This is a genomic window from Curtobacterium sp. MCSS17_011, from assembly GCF_003224275.1.
Classification (GTDB): domain Bacteria; phylum Actinomycetota; class Actinomycetes; order Actinomycetales; family Microbacteriaceae; genus Curtobacterium.
Genome location: NZ_QKLE01000019.1, coordinates 38665 through 56603 on the forward strand (window position 1 = coordinate 38665; position 17939 = coordinate 56603).

At 70.3% G+C, this 17939-nt stretch carries 13 protein-coding genes and 1 other RNA gene; 8 read left to right on the plus strand and 6 right to left on the minus strand.

The window, feature by feature from the left end:
• Positions 1-326: 326 nt before the first annotated feature.
• The 3 genes from rnpB to map form a co-directional block, all read right to left on the minus strand.
• Positions 327-687: RNase P RNA component class A (rnpB, locus tag DEJ17_RS12780), an RNA gene on the minus strand.
• A 142-nt stretch (positions 688-829) separates the two neighbouring features.
• Positions 830-1579 (minus strand): polyphosphate--glucose phosphotransferase, encoded by a 750-nt coding sequence (ppgK, locus tag DEJ17_RS12785; protein WP_110894419.1) that lies wholly within the window; start codon positions 1577-1579, stop codon positions 830-832.
• 41 nt (positions 1580-1620) lie between these two features.
• The gene (map, locus tag DEJ17_RS12790) at positions 1621-2484 is read right to left on the minus strand and encodes a type I methionyl aminopeptidase (protein ID WP_110894450.1); all 864 of its coding nucleotides are present in this window, start codon (positions 2482-2484) and stop codon (positions 1621-1623) included.
• Positions 2485-2740: 256 nt separating this feature from the next.
• On the opposite strand from map, the gene DEJ17_RS12795 reads away from it, so the two are divergent.
• From DEJ17_RS12795 to DEJ17_RS12820, 6 genes are all read left to right on the plus strand, one after another.
• Positions 2741-2920, plus strand: coding sequence for an SPOR domain-containing protein (locus DEJ17_RS12795; RefSeq protein ID WP_027465448.1), 180 nt, complete (start codon positions 2741-2743; stop codon positions 2918-2920).
• 136 nt (positions 2921-3056) lie between these two features.
• A complete protein-coding gene (gene glnA / locus DEJ17_RS12800) occupies positions 3057-4394 on the plus strand; it encodes a type I glutamate--ammonia ligase (protein WP_110894421.1) in 1338 nt (445 codons plus the stop codon).
• Between the two features lie 36 nt (positions 4395-4430).
• Positions 4431-7382, plus strand: coding sequence for a bifunctional [glutamine synthetase] adenylyltransferase/[glutamine synthetase]-adenylyl-L-tyrosine phosphorylase (locus DEJ17_RS12805; RefSeq protein WP_110894423.1), 2952 nt, complete (start codon positions 4431-4433; stop codon positions 7380-7382).
• 503 nt (positions 7383-7885) lie between these two features.
• Positions 7886-9532, plus strand: a complete 1647-nt coding sequence (locus tag DEJ17_RS12810; RefSeq protein WP_110894425.1) for a glycosyltransferase family 2 protein — start codon at positions 7886-7888, stop codon at positions 9530-9532.
• Complete coding sequence (locus tag DEJ17_RS12815; RefSeq protein ID WP_110894427.1) at positions 9525-11105, plus strand: glycosyl hydrolase; 1581 nt, start codon at positions 9525-9527, stop codon at positions 11103-11105. Before DEJ17_RS12810 ends, DEJ17_RS12815 begins: the two co-directional genes overlap by 8 nt.
• Positions 11102-12529, plus strand: coding sequence for a UDP-glucose/GDP-mannose dehydrogenase family protein (locus DEJ17_RS12820; RefSeq protein ID WP_110894429.1), 1428 nt, complete (start codon positions 11102-11104; stop codon positions 12527-12529). Before DEJ17_RS12815 ends, DEJ17_RS12820 begins: the two co-directional genes overlap by 4 nt.
• A gap of 406 nt (positions 12530-12935) precedes the next feature.
• Here the strand turns inward: DEJ17_RS12820 and glnA (DEJ17_RS12825) are convergent, their stop codons facing one another.
• Complete coding sequence (gene glnA, locus DEJ17_RS12825; RefSeq protein ID WP_017886082.1) at positions 12936-14360, minus strand: type I glutamate--ammonia ligase; 1425 nt, start codon at positions 14358-14360, stop codon at positions 12936-12938.
• 141 nt (positions 14361-14501) lie between these two features.
• Here glnA (DEJ17_RS12825) and DEJ17_RS12830 point away from each other — a divergent pair, with 141 nt between their 5' ends.
• Complete coding sequence (locus tag DEJ17_RS12830; protein ID WP_110894442.1) at positions 14502-14957, plus strand: RDD family protein; 456 nt, start codon at positions 14502-14504, stop codon at positions 14955-14957.
• A gap of 102 nt (positions 14958-15059) precedes the next feature.
• On the opposite strand, the gene DEJ17_RS12835 is transcribed toward DEJ17_RS12830, so the two are convergent.
• Positions 15060-15776 (minus strand): DUF4191 domain-containing protein, encoded by a 717-nt coding sequence (locus tag DEJ17_RS12835; RefSeq protein WP_110894444.1) that lies wholly within the window; start codon positions 15774-15776, stop codon positions 15060-15062.
• 128 nt (positions 15777-15904) lie between these two features.
• Between DEJ17_RS12835 and DEJ17_RS12840 the strand changes: the two genes are divergently transcribed.
• Positions 15905-16741, plus strand: coding sequence for a hypothetical protein (locus DEJ17_RS12840; protein WP_146239715.1), 837 nt, complete (start codon positions 15905-15907; stop codon positions 16739-16741).
• An 84-nt stretch (positions 16742-16825) separates the two neighbouring features.
• Here the strand turns inward: DEJ17_RS12840 and sucB are convergent.
• A partial coding sequence (sucB, locus tag DEJ17_RS12845; protein WP_110894452.1) for a 2-oxoglutarate dehydrogenase, E2 component, dihydrolipoamide succinyltransferase occupies positions 16826-17939 on the minus strand: 1114 nt, incomplete at its 5' end.

Below are 17939 nucleotides of genomic sequence, written 5' to 3' on the forward strand. Positions count from 1 at the left end.
GGTCGCAACACGTCGGGTGCGTGCCGCCGAGAGGTCACGAACCGTCGGCTGCGGCCGTGCCGGTCGACAGCTGCCGACCACTCGGCGAAGTTGTGCGGGGAGTCGTGACCGCGCGCGCCGCCCGAGGGGAGGCCCGTGGTGGCGCCGCACCGCGCCTCCTGTCTGTCGTGGGCTGGTCGCAACACGTCGGGTGCGTGCCGCCGAGAGGTCACGAACCGTCGGCTGCGGCCGTGCCGGTCGACAGCTGCCGACCACTCGGCGAACCTGAGCGGGGAGTCGTGACCGCGCGCGCCGCCCGCGCCGGCCGAGACGGCACGGAGAAGGGGCGAATGGGCCGGCCGTACGCCGGGTTCTGTCCCGCCGCTTGCACGGCGGTGACGGCCATCTCTCTCGGACCGACGTTGCCGTCGGCCTCCAGCGGTCTACCCGAGGACTCGGCGAGCAGCCTCAACGTCCTCTGTCTGACCTTGCTCCGGGCGAGGTTTACCGAGCGGATCCGGTCACCCGGACCCCTGGTGGTCTCTTACACCACCGTTTCACCCTTACCGACGTCGCCGCCGGCGGTCTGCTTTCTGTGGCACTGTCTCGCGGATTGCTCCGGGTGGGTGTTACCCACCGCCCTGCTCTGTGGAGCCCGGACGTTCCTCGGCGCTCCCGGGGGAGCGACGCGACCGTCTCACCGACCCATTCGCTGCTGCGAGTCTACCCGGCGCCGCGGTGCCTGTTCTTTCCCAGGACGGACGCGATGCCTGATGAGAACGGGCGTACCTGGTCGCAAGGTTCGACCAGGTACGCCCGGTTCGACCAGGTACGCCCGGTTCGACCAGGGCTAGACGCTGCGCGCGGCCAGGGTCGCGGCGCCGATGATCCCGGCGTTGTTGCGGAGCGTCGCGGGGATGATGTCGGCCTGCAGGTCGAGCAGCGGGAGGAACTCCTCGTGCTGCTTCGAGACCCCGCCGCCGACGACGAACAGCTCGGGGGAGAGCAGCGCCTCGAGCGTCGAGTAGTACTTCTGCAGACGCTTCGCCCAGTGCTTCCAGGACAGGTCGTCGCGCTCCTTGGCGGCGAACGAGGCCCGCGACTCGGCGTCGTGCCCCTCGATCTCCAGGTGCCCGAACTCGGAGTTGACGATGAGCACGCCGTCGTTGATGAGCGCGGTCCCGATGCCGGTGCCGAGCGTCGTCACGATGACCAGACCGTCCTTGCCCTTGGCCGCCCCGAACTGCTGCTCGGCGAACCCGGCGGCGTCGGCGTCGTTGACGAAGTGGATGGAGCGGCCGAGTTCCTTCTCGAACAGCGCCTCGGCCTCGAAGCCGATCCACTTCTTCGACACGTTCGCGGCCGACATCGTCTTGCCGTCCCGCACGATGGCCGGGAAGCAGACCCCGACGGGCACGTCGTCACCGGGGGCGAGCTCGCCGATGATCTCCTTGACCACCGCCGTGATGTCCTGGGGCTTCCCGCCCTCGGGCGTGGCCTTCTTGATGCGGTCCGTGGTGAGGGCGCCGGACGCGACGTCGACGATCGCGCCCTTGATGCCCGTACCACCGATGTCGACGCCGACTGCGAGGGAGGTCATGAGGTTGTCGTGCCTTTCGGTTGCCTGCCGGAGGTGTCCGGTCAGGAGACGGTGAGGAGCTCCGCGCCGCGCTCGGTGACGACGAGGGTGTGCTCGAACTGCGCGGTCCACGACTTGTCACGGGTCGAGACCGTCCAGTCGTCGGACCAGATGTCGGCCTCGATGCCACCGAGCGTGAGCATGGGTTCGATGGTGAACACCATGCCCGGTTCGATCACCGTGTCGTACTGCGGTGCGTCGTAGTGGGGGATGATCAGGCCGGAGTGGAACGCCCGACCGACGCCGTGTCCGGTGTAGTCGCGGACGACGCCGTAGCCGAAGCGCTTCGCGTACGCCTCGATGGCGCGGCCGATGACGTTCACCTGGCGGCCGGGGGCAACGGCGCGGATGCCGCGACGCAGTGCCTCTTCGGTGCGGGTGACCAGGTCGGACACCTCGGGGGATGCCTGTCCGACGACGAACGTGCGGTTCGTGTCGCCGTGCATGCCGTCCTTGTAGGCCGTGATGTCGATGTTGACGAGGTCGCCCTCCTGCAGGACGGTGTCGTCGGGGATGCCGTGGCAGATGACCTCGTTCAGGCTCGAGCAGAGCGACTTCGGGTAGCCGCGGTACCCGAGCGTGGAGGGGTAGGCGCCGTGCGCGACGACGAACTCGTGCCCGATGCGGTCCAGCTCGTCGGTGGTCACGCCGGGGCGGATGGCCTCGCCGACGGCGTCGATGGCCTGCGACGCGATGCGCCCGGCGACCCGGATGCGCTCGACCTCGTCCGGCGTGTAGGTGTCACCGAGACCGTGCTCGTGGGGCTCGACCTTCCCGACGTACTCCGGACGCTCGATGTCCTTCGGGACGGCGCGGTGCGGGGAGATGCGGCCGGCGGTCAGGTGTCCGTGTTCGTCCCGGGGCATGCGGACCACTCTAGCCGCGGCGCGACGCGCCGACCGCAACCGCCCCACGGTGCGGCCCGACGGGGTGGGCGCGACTGCCTGGAGGCCCGGTGCCGGCCCGTCGGACCGGCACCGGCCCTCCAGGGCGAGCCGAGTCTCGGACCGGCGGACAGATTCCGGACGGCGCGACCCGGAAGACGTCCGGAGGGCCGAGTCTCGGCGCGGAACCGACCCACGGTCGGTCCGTCGGGTCCGCGACGTGGGTACGGTGGGCGGCATGAGCGAAGACCGCATCGAGTCCCAGTGGTGGTTCAACGACAAGACCGGCCAGGTCGAGCAGGGCCCGCAGTCCCCGCAGCGTGACCGGATCGGCCCGTTCGCGACGCGAGAAGAGGCGCAGCACGCGCTCGACCGCATCGCCGCGAACAACGAGAAGTGGGACGCCGAGGACCGCTGAACACCGCGGCCGGCTCCCCGCCGACGCCCGGCCGGTGCCCGGGTGACGGCGCGTCGCACGGCCCCGTGCACGCCGCCGGACCACTAGCCTGGGACGAGGCCCGCCAGCGGCCACCCGATACACGGAAAGGTCGTGCATGGACAAGCAGACGGACTTCGTGCTCCGCACCATCGAGGAGCGCGGCATCAAGTTCATCCGACTCTGGTTCACGGACGTCATCGGGACGCTGAAGTCGGTGGCGATCGCCCCGGCCGAGGTCGAGGGCGCGTTCGCCGAGGGCATCGGGTTCGACGGCTCCGCGATCGAGGGCCTCACCCGTTCGTACGAGGCCGACGTCCTGGCGCACCCGGACCCCTCGACCTTCCAGATCCTCCCGTGGCGCGGCGAGATCGACCCCACCGCGCGGATGTTCTGCGACATCACGACGCCGGACGGGCAGCCCGCCGTGGCCGATCCCCGCAACGTGCTGAAGCGCACCCTGGCGCGGGCGAGCGACCGCGGGTTCACGTTCTACACGCACCCCGAGATCGAGTTCTACCTGCTGAAGAGCCGCGAGTGGAAGGACGGCGGCCCGCAGCCCGTCGACCAGGCCGGCTACTTCGACAACGTCCCCGGCGGCAGCGCGCACGACTTCCGTCGGCGTTCGGTCCGGATGCTCGAGGACCTCGGCATCTCGGTCGAGTTCTCGCACCACGAGGCCGGCCCCGGGCAGAACGAGATCGACCTGCGCTACGCCGATGCGCTGACGATGGCGGACAACATCATGACCTTCCGCACCGTGGTGAAGGAAGTGGCGATCGAGCAGGGCGTCTACGCGACGTTCATGCCGAAGCCGATCTCGGGCCAGCCCGGTTCCGGCATGCACACCCACGTCTCGCTGTTCGAGGGCGACCAGAACGCCTTCTTCGAGGCCGGTGGCCAGTACCAGCTGTCGCAGACGGCCAAGCACTTCATCGCCGGTGTGCTCAAGCACGCGCCGGAGATCACCGCGGTGACGAACCAGTTCGTCAACTCGTACAAGCGGCTCTGGGGCGGCGACGAGGCCCCGTCCTTCGTGACCTGGGGCCACAACAACCGCTCGGCCCTGGTGCGCGTGCCGCTCTACAAGCCGAACAAGGGGCAGTCGTCGCGGATCGAGTACCGCGGCATCGACTCCGCCGCGAACCCCTACCTGGCGTACTCGTTGCTGCTCGCCGCTGGCCTCAAGGGCATCGAGGAAGAGTACGAGCTCCCCGCCGAGGCCGAGGACAACGTGTGGAGCCTCAGCGACTCGGAGCGCCGAGCCCTGGGCTACAGCCAGTTGCCCGCGAGCCTCGACCACGCCCTGAGCCTCATGGAGGACTCCGAGCTGGTGGCCGAGACCCTCGGTGAACAGGTGTTCAACTTCGTGCTGCTCAACAAGCGGCAGGAGTGGAAGCGCTACCGCGACCAGGTCACCCCGTTCGAGCTCGACACCAACCTCGGCGCGCTCTAGAGCCGAGCGCCCTGACCCCTCGGGAGCACGTTCCACATGACCGGTCGGACGACGACGTCACGTTCGGAGCTGGCCCGTCTGGGGTTCGCGGAGCTGTCGGAGAGCCTCGAGCGGGCTGCCGACCTGGAGGTCCGGTTCGGCCCCGACGTGCCGCTGCCGGTCGCCGGGTCTGCCGCGCTCTGGGGCGGCACCGCTGATCCGGACGGCGCCCTGCGGATGCTCGAGCGGCTGCTCGAGCGCGCGCCGGCCGAGCTCCGCCCCGTCCTGACGGACGACGCGGCGACCGAGCGCCTGGTCCGCCTGCTCGGCGCGTCGATCGGTCTCGGGGAGTTCCTGCACCGGCGTCCGGCGGAGCTCGCCCTGCTGCTGGAACCGGTCGGCGAACCGTGGTCGCAGGAGCGGTACACGGCGTCGCTGGCCGAGGCCGTCGACGGCGCCACGGGCGAGGACGCCCGGATGCGCCTGCGGGTGCGCTACCGCCGGCACCTGGCCCAGATCGCCCTGTTCGACGTGCTGCACCCCGAGCCGACGGATGCGTTCCCGGCCGTGGCTGCCGGCCTCGCCGACCTGGCGGGAGCCACCCTCGACGCCGCGGTCGACATCGCCCGGCGCGAGGTGCCGTTCCCCGCGGCCGACGTCGCGGCGACCCCGCTCGCGGTGATCGCGATGGGCAAGGCCGGTGCCCGCGAGCTCAACTACGTCAGCGACGTCGACGTCATCTTCGTCACCGAGCCCACCGACGAGGTCCCCACCGACCGGGCCGTGCTCGTCTCCACCCGCATCGCGATCGCTGCCATGCACGCGATCACCGACCTCGCCGCCGAGCCCGCCCTGTGGGAGGTCGACGCGAACCTCCGGCCCGAGGGCAAGGACGGCGCACTCGTCCGCACCCTCGACTCGCACGTGGCGTACTACGAGCGCTGGGCGAAGGGGTGGGAGTTCCAGGCGCTGCTCAAGGCCCGCCCGATCGCCGGGTCCGCCGACCTCGGTGCCCGGTACGCCGAGGCCGTCGCGTCGTTCGTGTGGAACTCCTCCACCCGGCCGGGGTTCGTCGAGTCGGTGCAGCGCATGCGCGAGCGGGTGACCGAGCACATCCCCGACGCCGACGTCGACCGCCAGCTCAAGCTCGGCCCCGGAGGCCTGCGGGACGTCGAGTTCACCGTGCAGCTCCTGCAGCTCGTGCACGGCCGTGACGACCCGTCCGTGCGGGTCCGGTCGACGCTCGAGGCGATGGACGCCCTGACCGACGCCGGGTACGTCGGCCGTGCCGAGGCCGCTCGGTTCGGGCCGGACTACGCCCTGCTCCGGGTGCTCGAGCACCGCATCCAGCTCCGGCGTCTGCAGCGGACGCACCTGATGCCCTCCGACGAGGAGGAGCTGCGGGTGCTCGCCCGGTCGAGCGGTGTCGCCGCGTCGGCCCCGGCGCTCGAGGCCCGCTGGCGTGCCGTGAAGCTCGAGGTCCGCGGGCTGCACGAGCGCCTGTTCTACCGGCCGCTGCTGTCCGCCGTGGCCTCCACCGAGGACGAGATCGTCCTGACCAACGACCAGGTCGTCGACCGGCTCGCCGGTGTCGGGTTCGTCGACCCCACCGGCGCCGTCGGGCACATCCGCGCCCTCACGCAGGGCACGAGCCGGCGTGCGGCGATCCAGCGGAACCTGCTCCCCGTGCTCCTGCGCTGGATGGCCGAGGGGCCGGCACCGGACCGTGCGCTGCTGGCCTTCCGCCGGTTGAGCGACGGCCTGGGGGAGTCGAGCTGGTTCCTCCGCATGCTGCGCGACTCGTCCGGTGCCGCACACTCGCTCACCACGGTGCTGTCCGAGTCGGCGTTCCTGTCCGGGCTGCTCGAGCGGTTCCCCGAGGCGGTCGCCTGGCTCGACGAACCCGAGGCGCTCCTGCGTCCGCGGCCGATCGACGCGCTGCTCGCCGAGATGACCGCGACCACCGCCCGGCACGGCAACGACGTCGACGGCTCCGCGGCCCTGCTCCGGTCGGCTCGACGTCGGGAGACCCTGCGGCTCGGCATGGCCGCCGTGCTCGGCTCGCTCGACGTCGACGGCCTGGGCCCGGCCCTGAGCGACGTCACCGAGGCCACCCTGGCCGGTGCCCTCGCGCTCGCCCGTCGCGACGCCCCCGAGGGTTTCGAGTTCGGGATCATCGCGATGGGCCGGTACGGCGGGCGGGAGCTCGGCTTCGGCTCGGACGCCGACGTGCTGTACGTGTACCGCGCACCCGACCTGGCCGCCGAGGTCGCGTCCCGGACCGCCCAGACCATCGTGCGCGAGCTCAACCGGCTCACCGAGGACACGATCCACCCGCTCGACCTCGACATCGACCTGCGCCCCGAGGGCAAGAACGGTCCCGTCGTGCGGACGCTCGAGTCCTACGGCGCCTACTACGCCCGCTGGTCGCTCACGTGGGAGGCGCAGGCGCTCCTCCGCGCCCGCGGGGCCGTCGGCGACGCACAGCTCCTGCGCGACTTCGAGCACCTCGCCGACCGCACCCGGTACCCGGAGCGGATCGACGACCACCAGGTGCGTGAGGTCCGCCGCATCAAGGCCCGGGTGGAGTCGGAGCGGCTGCCCCGCGGCGCCGACCCCGCCCGGCACCTCAAGCTCGGCCGTGGATCGCTCAGCGACGTCGAGTGGTTCGTGCAGCTCCTGCAACTGCAGCACGCGCTCGAGATCCCGTCGCTCCGGACCACGTCGACGCTCGAGGCGCTCGACGCCGCGGTCGACGCCGGACTGGTCGGCGCCGAGGACGGCGAGCGGCTCGGGGCCGCCTGGCGCTTCGCGTCGCGCACCCGCAGTGCCCTCGTGCTGTGGTCGGGGAAGACCACCGACGTCCTGCCCGTCGACCGCGTCCAGCTCGAGGGGGTCGCCCGTCTGATGGAGTACCCGCCGGGCTCCGCGAGCCGCCTCGAGGACGACTACCTCGGCGTCACACGGCGCGCCCGACAGGTGTTCGAGCGCGAGTTCTACGGCGCCTGACCCGCCCGCGACACGCCCGGGGGTCTCATGTCGGGCCCGACCTGAGCAGCCTTCGAAGGTTAATTCTGCGCGTCGCGCGGCGTCCCCCGGTGTCCCACCCTTCGTACCCCTGTTCGAAGGGTCCTCCGCGCCGTTACCGCACCGTGACCGAACTCCCACCGGACCGCCAGCGGTCCTTTTCCGGTGACCCCTATCGCGCCAGGTAACTACCTGCTGACCGGGTGTTTCCGTCGGAGTCGAGCCGCGCCTCCAGGCCGCACCTGTCGCCCATCCGGGCTGCCGTCGAGTGACGGTTGGTCCGCAGGAGTGCTGTCAGCACGACGGGGGACCGCTTCGACCGGCCGAGAGGGGGACCAGTGTGTACCCCGTAACGCGCCCGTAACGCCCCCGGACGGGGGCCGCGTTGCGCGCGCGTTCAGGTTCTGCATCAATGGCATCACCCGAACCGGCCCTGATTCCCCGATGAAGCGGAATCTCCACCTCGAACGTTGAAGCAGGGATCAGTGTTCACCTTCATTCTGCAGATCAGGCAGATGGTCGAAGGGCACCCCGAGTTCTACCTGTTCGCCGTGTACTCCGCGGTGATCTGGTTGCTCTGGTTGCTCAAGGTCGTCATCTCCGCCCGCTACCGCCCCTTCACCGGCACCTTCGTCGGTACCACCAGCGTCGTCGTCCCCGTCGTGGACGAACCGCTCGACCTGTTCCGCGACGTCATCGGCCGCATGGTCGAGCAGCAGCCCGGCGAGATCATCGTCGTCATCAACGGTGCCCGCAACGAGGCACTCGAAGCGGTCTGCGACGAGTTCGCCCCGCTCGTCCGCTGGACCCACACGCCCATCCCGGGCAAGCGCAACGCCGTCAAGGTCGGCACCGAGATGTCCAACGGCGACATCACCGTGCTGGTCGACTCCGACACCGTCTGGACCCCCGGCGCGCTCGAGGAACTCCTCAGGCCGTTCGCCGACGAGTCCGTCGGTGGCGTGACGACCCGGCAGCGCATCCTCGAGCCGGAGCGCAGCTGGATCACCCGCTGGGCCGACTGGCTCGAGAACTCGCGGGCGCTCTACTCGATGCCGGCACAGAGTGTCCTCGGGCAGATCGGCTGCCTGCCCGGGCGCACCATCGCGTTCCGCCGGAGCATCCTCATGCGGGTGATGGACCGGTTCATGCACGAGAAGTTCATGGGCGTGTTCCTCGAGGTCTCCGACGACCGGACGCTGACGAACCTCACGCTCAAGGAGGGGTACCGGACCGTCTACCAGTACACGTCGCTGGTCTACACGGATGCCCCGCTGCAGGTGAAGAAGCTGTTCAAGCAGCAGCTCCGCTGGGCCCGCGGCTCGCAGTACAACACGCTGCGGATGCTGCCGTGGATGCTCGGCCACGCCCCGATCCTGGCGGCGTTCTTCATCACCGACATCATCCTGCCGTTCATGCTCTTCGGCGTGATCGCAGGCTGGATCTACCGCGCCTTCACCGGCCAGGGCGAGAACCTGTACCAGGGCATCCTGTCGCAGTACGGCTTCTCGACCGGCTTCGTCTACGTCGCGGCGCTCATGGTGATCTCGAGCGTGCTGAGCATGGCGATCCGCCAGATGCGGCACCTGTCGGAGAAGCCGAGCGACTTCTTCCGCCTGCCGATGTTCATCATCGTGTCGACGTTCTTCCTGATGCCGATCCGCCTCATCGGCTTCTTCCGGCTGGCGCACGCGTCCGGCTGGGGGACCCGAGCCGGCGCCTACGCCGGTGGGCCGATGCAGGAGGACCCGGCGGACGCCGTCCAGCCGCTGTCCTCCACCGCGCAGGTCCCGGTCAGCCCGATCGACGCCGAACGTGCCCGGTCGACCGTTTCCGGGCAGACCGGCGTCGGTTCGGGATCGGGTGCAGGCTTGCCCGCCCCGCTCGAGACCGTCGACCAGGTGGCCGTGGACCGCGCGTTCGACGAGCTCTTCGGCGCTGACGCGGCGACCAACTCCACCACCACCGTGCTCGCCACCCGCCGCGAGGCCGCAGCCGCGGTCGCGCAGCAGGAAGCCCAGCGAGCAGCCGCGCCGGCCCCCGCCCGGGCCCGTCGGTACAACCCGTACGCAGCGATCCCGTACGTGATCGGCATCGCGATCTTCGCCCTGGAGGCGTTCCTCATTGTCTGACATCATCCGTTCCTCGAGTGCTTGGTGGGCGCAGTCCAGCAAGCACGCCCGCCGGACGGCCATCGGCACGACGGCCATCGTGCTGGCGCTCGGCCTCATCACCTGGTCGGTGTGGATCTCACCCACCGGCCCCGTGTCGACCGCCGTGCACCAGGCGCTCGGCGTCGAGGCGCCGAAGGCCAAGAAGGTGTCCGCCGCCGAGCTGCAGACGCAGCTCGACGCCGCCCAGGAGCGCATCTGGTCGCTCGAGGGCAAGCTCGACTCCCGCACCGCCCAGGCCGGGTCGCGCGGCGACCAGATCTCGGAGCTCAAGGCGCAGATCGCGTCGCTCCAGTCCCAGCTCGGTGCCGCGAAGGGCTCGGGAGGCTCGTCCGAGGTCAAGGCCGCGGGTTCCGGCAACGGTGGGTCGGGTTCCGGCGGCGCCGGTGCAGGTTCGGCCGGTGCGTCCGGGTCCGGCTCCGGCTCGTCCGACAACGGGTCCGGCAGCGGATCGGGTTCCGGCAACGGATCCGGGTCCGGCTCCGGCAACGGTGGCGGCTCGAAGCCGAACCCCGGTCCGTCGACCGACCCGGGTGCCACCCCGGTCGTCACGCCGACGAAGGCCGAGATCCTCGGCCAGCAGTCGCGCTGGTACGGCCTGTACACCGCGCAGTCCCCGTTCAACTGGGCCGAGTACGACGACGTCTCCCGGCAGGTCGGCACCGCGTCGAACATGACCGGCTTCTTCCAGGGCTTCGACCAGGAGTTCAACGCCACCGCGGTGCAGCGCTCCTGGGCCAACGGCCGCGTCCCCCTCATGACGTGGGAGACGGTGCCCGCGCAGACCGGCAACGACCAGAAGTACGTCCCGGGGTACACCAACGAGGACATCTCCGGCGGATCGTTCGACGCCTACCTGGCGAAGTACGCCAAGGCGCTGGCGGCCAACGGACAGCCGATGGTCATCCGTCTCGACCACGAGATGAACGGCTCCTGGTACAACTGGGCCGAGGGTGACGCCCAGCAGAACCCTGCCGGCTCCTACGTGAAGATGTGGCAGCACGTGCACGACGTCTTCCAGGCGAACGGCGCGAACGAGTACGTCATCTGGGACTGGTCCCCGAGCCGCATCGACAAGCTCGGCAACCCGAAGTACCAGACGCTCGACTACATGCGGCAGTACTACCCGGGTACGGACTACGTGGACTGGGTCGGCATGAGCGGCTACTACCGTGACGCCACCGAGCAGCCGACGTTCGCCACGACGTTCGGAGCGACGCTCACGCAGCTCCGGCAGATCGCGCCGGGCAAGGGCATCATGCTCAACGAGATCGGGGCGACCGAGACCGGCACCAGTGTCTCGAACCCGCAGAAGACGCAGTGGATCAACTCGCTCTTCGATGCGCTGGCGGACCCCGCCAACGAGGACATCCTCGGCTTCGCGTACTTCAGCGAGACCGCGACCACCATCGTCGACGGCAAGCGCACCACGAACGACTGGCGTCTCAACTCCCGCGCCGATTCCCTCAAGGCCTTCGCCGAGGGCATCAAGCGCAACGACATCGACTACGACCTGCAGGAGGTCACGCAATGAGCGAGTCCAAGAAGTCGACCGCATCGGCCGACACCCGCCCCGCACCCGTCATCAGCGTCATCGGCACCGGCTACCTCGGCGCCACCCACGCGGCCGCCATGGCCGAGATGGGCTTCGAGACCATCGGTGTCGACATCGACCCGTCGAAGCTCGCCGCACTGTCCGCCGGTGAGGTCCCGTTCTTCGAGCCCGGGCTGCCCGAGCTCATCACGAAGCACGTCGCCAGCGGCAAGCTCCGCTTCACCGCGGACATCGCCTCGGCCGTCGCCGCTGCGGACGTCCACTTCGTCTGCGTCGGCACCCCGCAGAAGGCCGGGTCGCACGCCGCGAACCTCGCCTACGTCGAGAGCGCCACCCGTGGCGTCGCCGAGAACCTCACCCACCCGGGCCTCATCGTCGGCAAGTCGACGGTCCCGGTCGGAACGGCATCGCGACTCCGCGGCATCGTCCGCGAGTTCACCCCCGCCGGCATCGATGCGGAACTCATCTGGAACCCCGAGTTCCTGCGCGAGGGCAAGGCCGTCGAGGACACCCTGCACCCGGACCGTCTGGTCTGGGGCGGCGCCTCCGAGGCCGCCGACGCCGTGATCCGCGAGGTCTACGCCGCACCCATCAGCGAGGGCACCCCGGTCATCACCACCGACCTCGCCACCGCGGAGCTCGTCAAGGTGAGTGCCAACGCGTTCCTGGCCACGAAGATCTCGTTCATCAACGCGATCTCCGAGATGTGCGCGATCACCGGTGCCGACGTCTCCACGCTCGCCGACGCCCTCGGCCACGACGCCCGCATCGGCCGGAAGTTCCTGAACGCCGGCCTCGGCTTCGGCGGCGGCTGCCTGCCGAAGGACATCCGGGCCCTCATGTACCGCGCCAACGAGATCGGTGCGGGCCAGGTCGTCGGGCTCATGCAGCAGGTCGACGAGATCAACATGGGCCAGCGCCAGCGGGTCATCGACATGGCGATCGAGTCGGCCGGGGGATCGGTGCTGAACCGTCGCGTGGCCGTCATCGGCGCCGCGTTCAAGCCCCTGACCGACGACGTCCGGGACTCCCCGGCACTCAACGTCGCCGCTGCGCTGCACCTCCGCGGCGCCCAGGTGACGCTCTGGGACCCCGAGGCGATGGAGCCCGCGAAGCGCTCGTTCCCCACGCTGAGCTACGCCCCGTCGATGACGGACGCGATCGAGGGCGCCGACGTGGTCCTCGTGCTCACCGAGTGGGACGACATCATCACCGCCGACCCGGTCGCCCTCGGTGACCTCGTCGGGCGCCGCGTCGTCATCGACGCGCGCAACTGCCTCCCGGTCTCCGACTGGGTGAAAGCGGGGTGGACCGTCCGTTCCCTGGGACGTCCCACGCCGGTCACGGGTGCACCCGTGAGCGTCGCAGCGGGGACGAACGACGCGTTGGCCACGAGCCGCTAGTCACCGTTCGCGAGACGGGGTCCGTGCCGGGCGGCGCGGGCCCCGTTCCCGTGCGCCCGGCGTGCCTTGTCGATTCGGGCGGTTCCGGGCGTACCGGGTCGAATCGGGCGTACCAGGTCGGAAGTTCTGACCAGGTACGCCCGATTCCGCTTTCCAGTCCAGCTGCAATGGGAAGGAACGTGCGTCGCGACCGCCTGGAGGCCCGGCGCCCGCCCGCCGGACCGTCACCGGGCCTCCAGGCGGTCGCGTCCGCACCCCGCGCGCACGGTGGCAGCGTCATCACGCGCTGAGCGACACCTCACGGGCGGCGCTGCCCGTGAGGTGTCGCCCACCCCGGAACGTGGCCGGTACGGCGAAGGGCCCCGCACCTGACGGTGCGGGGCCCTTCGTGCGGTGTCAGCGAGACTCAGACGCCGAAGTACAGCTCGTACTCGAACGGGTGCGGGCGCTGGGCCAGCGGGAGGATCTCGTTCTCGCGCTTGTAGTCGATCCAGGTCTGGATGAGGTCCTCGGTGAAGACGTTGCCCTTCGTGAGGAACTCGTGGTCCGCCTCGAGCGCGTCGAGCGCCTCGTCGAGGGAGCCGGGGACCTGGGGGATACCCTTGGCTTCCTCGGGCGGGAGCTCGTAGAGGTCCTTGTCGACCGGCTCGTGCGGCTCGATGCGGTTCTGGATGCCGTCGAGGCCCGCCATCAGCTGCGCGGCGAAGGCGAGGTACGGGTTGCCGGAGGCGTCGGGCGCGCGGAACTCGATGCGCTTGGCCTTCGGGTTGGTGCCCGTGATCGGGATGCGGATCGCCGCCGAGCGGTTGCCGGCCGAGTAGACCAGGTTGACCGGTGCCTCGAAGCCCTTGACCAGACGGTGGTACGAGTTGATCGACGGGTTGGTGAAGGCGAGCAGTGCCGGGGCGTGCTTCAGGATGCCGCCGATGTACCAGCGGGCGAGGTCGGACAGGCCGCCGTAGCCGTTCTCGTCGTAGAAGAGCGGCTTGCCGTCCGACCAGAGCGACTGGTGGGTGTGCATGCCCGAGCCGTTGTCGCCGAACAGCGGCTTCGGCATGAACGTGGCGACCTTCCCCCACTGGTCAGCCGTGTTCTTGACGATGTACTTGAACTTGAGGATGTCGTCCGCAGCGTGGACCATCGTGTCGAACTTGTAGTTGATCTCCTGCTGGCCGCCCGTGCCGACCTCGTGGTGCGAGCGCTCGAGCTCGAAGCCGGCGTCGATCAGCTTGAGGGTGATGTCGTCGCGCAGGTCGGCGGTCTTGTCGACCGGCGACACGGGGAAGTAGCCGCCCTTGTACGGGGTCTTGTTGGCGAGGTTGCCGCCCTCTTCGTCGCGACCGGTGTTCCAGGCACCCTCTTCGGAGTCGACCGCGTAGAAGGACTCGTTCTGCGTGACCGAGTAGCGGACGTCGTCGAAGATGTAGAACTCGGCCTCGGGGGCGAAGAACGCGGTGTCCGCGATGCCCGTCGACGCGAGGTACTTCTCGGCCTTCTTCGCCACCTGGCGCGGGTCGCGGCCGTAGATCTCGCCGTTCCGCGGGTTGTAGATGTCGAAGATCATGATGAGCGTGCGCTCGGCGCGGAACTGGTCGACGTACGCCGTGGTGACATCGGGGATCAGCTGCATGTCGGACTCGTGGATCGACGCGAAGCCACGGATCGAGGAGCCGTCGAACAGCTGGCCGACCGAGAAGAAGTCCTCGTCGACGGTGGACGCCGGGATGTTGAAGTGCTGCTGCACACCGGGCAGGTCCGTGAAGCGGATGTCGAGGAACTTGACGTCGGTGTCCTTGATGAAGGCCAGGACCTCGGAGGAATCGCTGAACATGGGGCCGATCTCCAATGGGTTGGGTGATGTCGGAGGCACCGGTCAAGGCACCTCCGACGAGGCTATTGACACGGGGTTTCCCGGACATGACTGGATTGTTTCGGGCGTGTTACGCCCGGGCCGTCGCCTACGCTGGGGACCATGGCCCGCAGCACTCCCAGTCCGTCCGCGCCCTCCGATCACCCGGACGGCTGGCCCGGCAAGGACCTCGGACTGCCCGAGTCCGGGCCGCGGAGTGTCGGGCGGATCGGGCGGCGGGTCGTCGCGCTCCTGATCGACGGCGCACTGGCCGACCTGGTCGCCTACGTCACCGGGGTCTGGTCGCCGGTGAACGGTTCGGGCGACATCGCGCACTCGTGGGTGCAGATCGCCATCTTCGCGGTGCTGCAGATCGTCTTCATCTGTCTGCTGTCCGGCTCCTTCGGGCACATCTGCGTCGGGCTGCGGGTCGTCCCGATGCGCGGGGGCTACGTGGGGGTGTGGCGGCCGATCCTCCGCACGGTGCTGCTCTGCCTGGTGGTCCCGGCGCTGATCATCGACCGCGACAGCCGGGGCGCGCACGACCGCATCGCCGGGACGGTGCTCGTCCGGCGCTGAGGCGGGGTCGTTCGGCTGGCCGGCTCGGCACGCACCCCCGCGCACACGACAACGCCCCCGACCAGATCTGGTCGGGGGCGTTCTCGTGCGTGCGGGGGGCGGTCAGCGCGGCCGCCCGGCGCGGGCCCGCATCGGGTCCATGCCCTTCGGGATCGCGGCCGCGGGGCTCTGCGTCAGCGAGTCGAGACGGTTCGCGACCGCCAGGACCTCGTTGCGGTTGAGCGACTTCTTGAGCTTGTTCATGGCACGGGGCAGCTTGTGCAGCGTCAGGCTCTCACCGGTCCCGTCACCCACGTGCAGCACGTGCACGGCGACGTTCGGGACGATGCGCTGGACCTTGCGGCGCTCCTCGCCGACCTGGCGGGTGAGGTTGCCGCGCTGGCCCTCGGTGATCAGGACGACACCCGGGCGACCCACGGCACGGTAGACCGCTGCCTGCGAGCGACCGTGCACCGCGACCGGCATCTCGCTCGAGCGCCACTGGCGACGGAGCGAGTTCGACAGCACGGCACCGACGGCACCGGGCTGACCCTCGATCTGCGAGTACGCGGCACGTTCGGCCAGACGACCGAGCACGATGAGGAAGAGCAGCACACCGAGCAGCACACCGGCGACGATCCACAGGACGATCGCGAGCCAGTTCTGCCCCGGCAGGAGCAGCGCCAGCAGGACACCGAGGACGACCGGACCGACGAAGGCGAGGGCGAACCACCAGACCGACGACGGGTCGGCCTTTCGGGTCATCTGGAAGACCTGGAACATCTGCTTGAGACGCCCCGGCTCCTTCGCCTTCTTGTCTGTGGAAGAGCTGCGTGCCATGCGAACAGGATACGGCCTCCGTGCGCCGGGGGAGACCGTCGCGTGTCCGGCTGTGCGCGAACACGTCCTGTCCACAGGTGGGGCGGGACGACCTGGAGGCCCACCGCGCCACCGCCACGCTGGTCGCCATGGAGACGATCACCGACCACCACCCCGACCGCTGGATCGCAACCGGTGACGAGGCCGACGAGCACGACGTGCTCACCTGGGTCGCCGACCGCTCCGCGGCCGCCGAGCGCCACCTCGTCCCGGTGGCAGCGGTCGCTCGGACCCCGACGGGGCATCTCGTGGTCCAACTCGACCGGCCCACGGGCACGCCGCTCGTGGCGGCCCTCGATCGGCTCGGCAGCCCGACCACCGGTGTCGCGGTCACCCTGACGGTCCCACTCCTGGAGCTCCTGGTGGCCGCGCACGACGGCGCCGTCCTGCTCGGTACCGCCGGCATCGACGACGTGCTGGTGGACGACTCCGGCGCCGTCGTCCTCTGCGACCGCCCGACGGGCACGACGAACCCGACGAACCAAACCAACGCGACGACCCCGACGCCCACCGCGCACCCGACGCGCACCGCGCACGCGACCGATGCGACCCGGACCCTCGTGTTCGCAGCCCGGACCGTCTGGGACCGGGTGGACCCGGCCGAGCTCGCCCAGGCCCCGGTGCTCGGAGCGCTGCAGGACGCCCTCGACGGCGACGGGCCGAGCGCACGAGCGGCACTCGACGTCGTCCGTGCCACCGCCGCGCCCCGGCCGTTCCGGTGGACCCCCGTGCCGAGCGACCTCGTGTTCGCCGAACCGCCGACACCGAACGGGCAGGACGGACTGCTCGAGCGACTGCGGGACGTGGTCGAGCACGGCGTCCCACTCGGAGCCGAACGGCGACTCCCGCTCCGCCGTGTGCTCGTGGGGCTCGTCGTCACCGTCGGGTCGGTGGTCGCCGCCCTGACCCTGCTCAGCGGCGAGTGACGCCGTACCGAGGACGCACACGGGGAACGGGAACGGCCCCGGCTCCCACGAGGGGAACCGGGGCCGTCGGCCGTGCTGCTGGGATCAGTACCCGAGGTTCGGGGCGAAGTTGCCCTCTTCGAGGCGGTTCTTCACCGCGACGAGGTACCGCGAGGCGTCCGCGCCGTCGATGATCCGGTGGTCGTACGACAGCGCCAGGTAGACGAACGAGCGGATCGCGATGGCCTCTTGACCGTCGACCTTCACGACCGCCGGGCGCTTCGTGACGATGCCCGTGCCGAGGATCGCCGACTGCGGCAGGAACACCACGGGGGTGTCGAACAGCGCACCACGCGAACCGGTGTTGGTCAGCGTGAACGTGCCGCCGGCCAGCTCGTCCGGCTTGAGCTGGTTGTTCCGGGTGCGCTCGGCGAGGTCCGCGATGGACTTCGAGAACTGCGCGAGGTCCAGCGATGCCGCGTCCTTGATGACCGGGGTCAGCAGGCCGCGCTCGGTGTCCACCGCGATGGAGACGTTCTCGGTCTCCGGGTACACGATCTCGTCGCCCTCGACCGTGGAGTTGATCTTCGGGTGGGCCTTCAGCGCCTCGGACGCCGCGAGGGCGAAGAACGGCATGAAGGAGAGCTTCGAGCCGGTCTTCTCGAGGAACTCCGCCTTGTGGGCGTCGCGGAACTGCGCCACCTTCGTGACGTCGACCTCGACGACGCTCGTGAGCTGTGCGGTCGAGGTCATCGACTGCACGGCACGCTCGGCGACCACCTTGCGCAGGCGGGTCATCTTCTCGCGGGTGCCGCGCAGCGGCGAGACCTCGGCGACGAACGGGCCGGACGCGGTGGCGGGTGCTGCTGCAGCCGAGGCGGCCGGGGCCTTCGCGGCGGCGGCCAGGACGTCCTCCTTGCGGATGCGCCCCCCGACACCGGAACCCGTGACCGTGGACAGGTCGACACCCTGCTCGTTGGCGAGCTTGCGCACCAGCGGGGTGACGTAGCCCGAGGCCGCGCCGTCCTGCGTGGGGTTCGGCACCGCGGCGGCGGCCGTGGTGCTCGGCGCGGACGCCGGAGCCGGTGCGGCTGCCGGGGCGGCCTGGGCCGGCACGGCTGCCGGCGGTGCGGCTGCGGGCGGCGGGACCGGCGCGGCGGCCGGGACCGGCGCTGCCGCGGGCGGGGCGGACGGTGCCTGCGGGGCGGCGGGCTGCGTC

What these genes read in the sequence shown, in the direction of transcription:
- ppgK (WP_110894419.1), bottom strand. Translation starts at nt 1,579, where the DNA reads ATGACCTCCCTCGCAGTCGGCGTCGACATCGGTGGTACGGGCATCAAG.
- map (WP_110894450.1), bottom strand. Translation starts at nt 2,484, where the DNA reads ATGCCCCGGGACGAACACGGACACCTGACCGCCGGCCGCATCTCCCCG.
- DEJ17_RS12795 (WP_027465448.1), top strand. Translation starts at nt 2,741, where the DNA reads ATGAGCGAAGACCGCATCGAGTCCCAGTGGTGGTTCAACGACAAGACC.
- glnA (WP_110894421.1), top strand. Translation starts at nt 3,057, where the DNA reads ATGGACAAGCAGACGGACTTCGTGCTCCGCACCATCGAGGAGCGCGGC.
- DEJ17_RS12805 (WP_110894423.1), top strand. Translation starts at nt 4,431, where the DNA reads ATGACCGGTCGGACGACGACGTCACGTTCGGAGCTGGCCCGTCTGGGG.
- DEJ17_RS12820 (WP_110894429.1), top strand. Translation starts at nt 11,102, where the DNA reads ATGAGCGAGTCCAAGAAGTCGACCGCATCGGCCGACACCCGCCCCGCA.
- glnA (WP_017886082.1), bottom strand. Translation starts at nt 14,360, where the DNA reads ATGTTCAGCGATTCCTCCGAGGTCCTGGCCTTCATCAAGGACACCGAC.
- DEJ17_RS12830 (WP_110894442.1), top strand. Translation starts at nt 14,502, where the DNA reads ATGGCCCGCAGCACTCCCAGTCCGTCCGCGCCCTCCGATCACCCGGAC.
- DEJ17_RS12835 (WP_110894444.1), bottom strand. Translation starts at nt 15,776, where the DNA reads ATGGCACGCAGCTCTTCCACAGACAAGAAGGCGAAGGAGCCGGGGCGT.
- DEJ17_RS12840 (WP_146239715.1), top strand. Translation starts at nt 15,905, where the DNA reads ATGGAGACGATCACCGACCACCACCCCGACCGCTGGATCGCAACCGGT.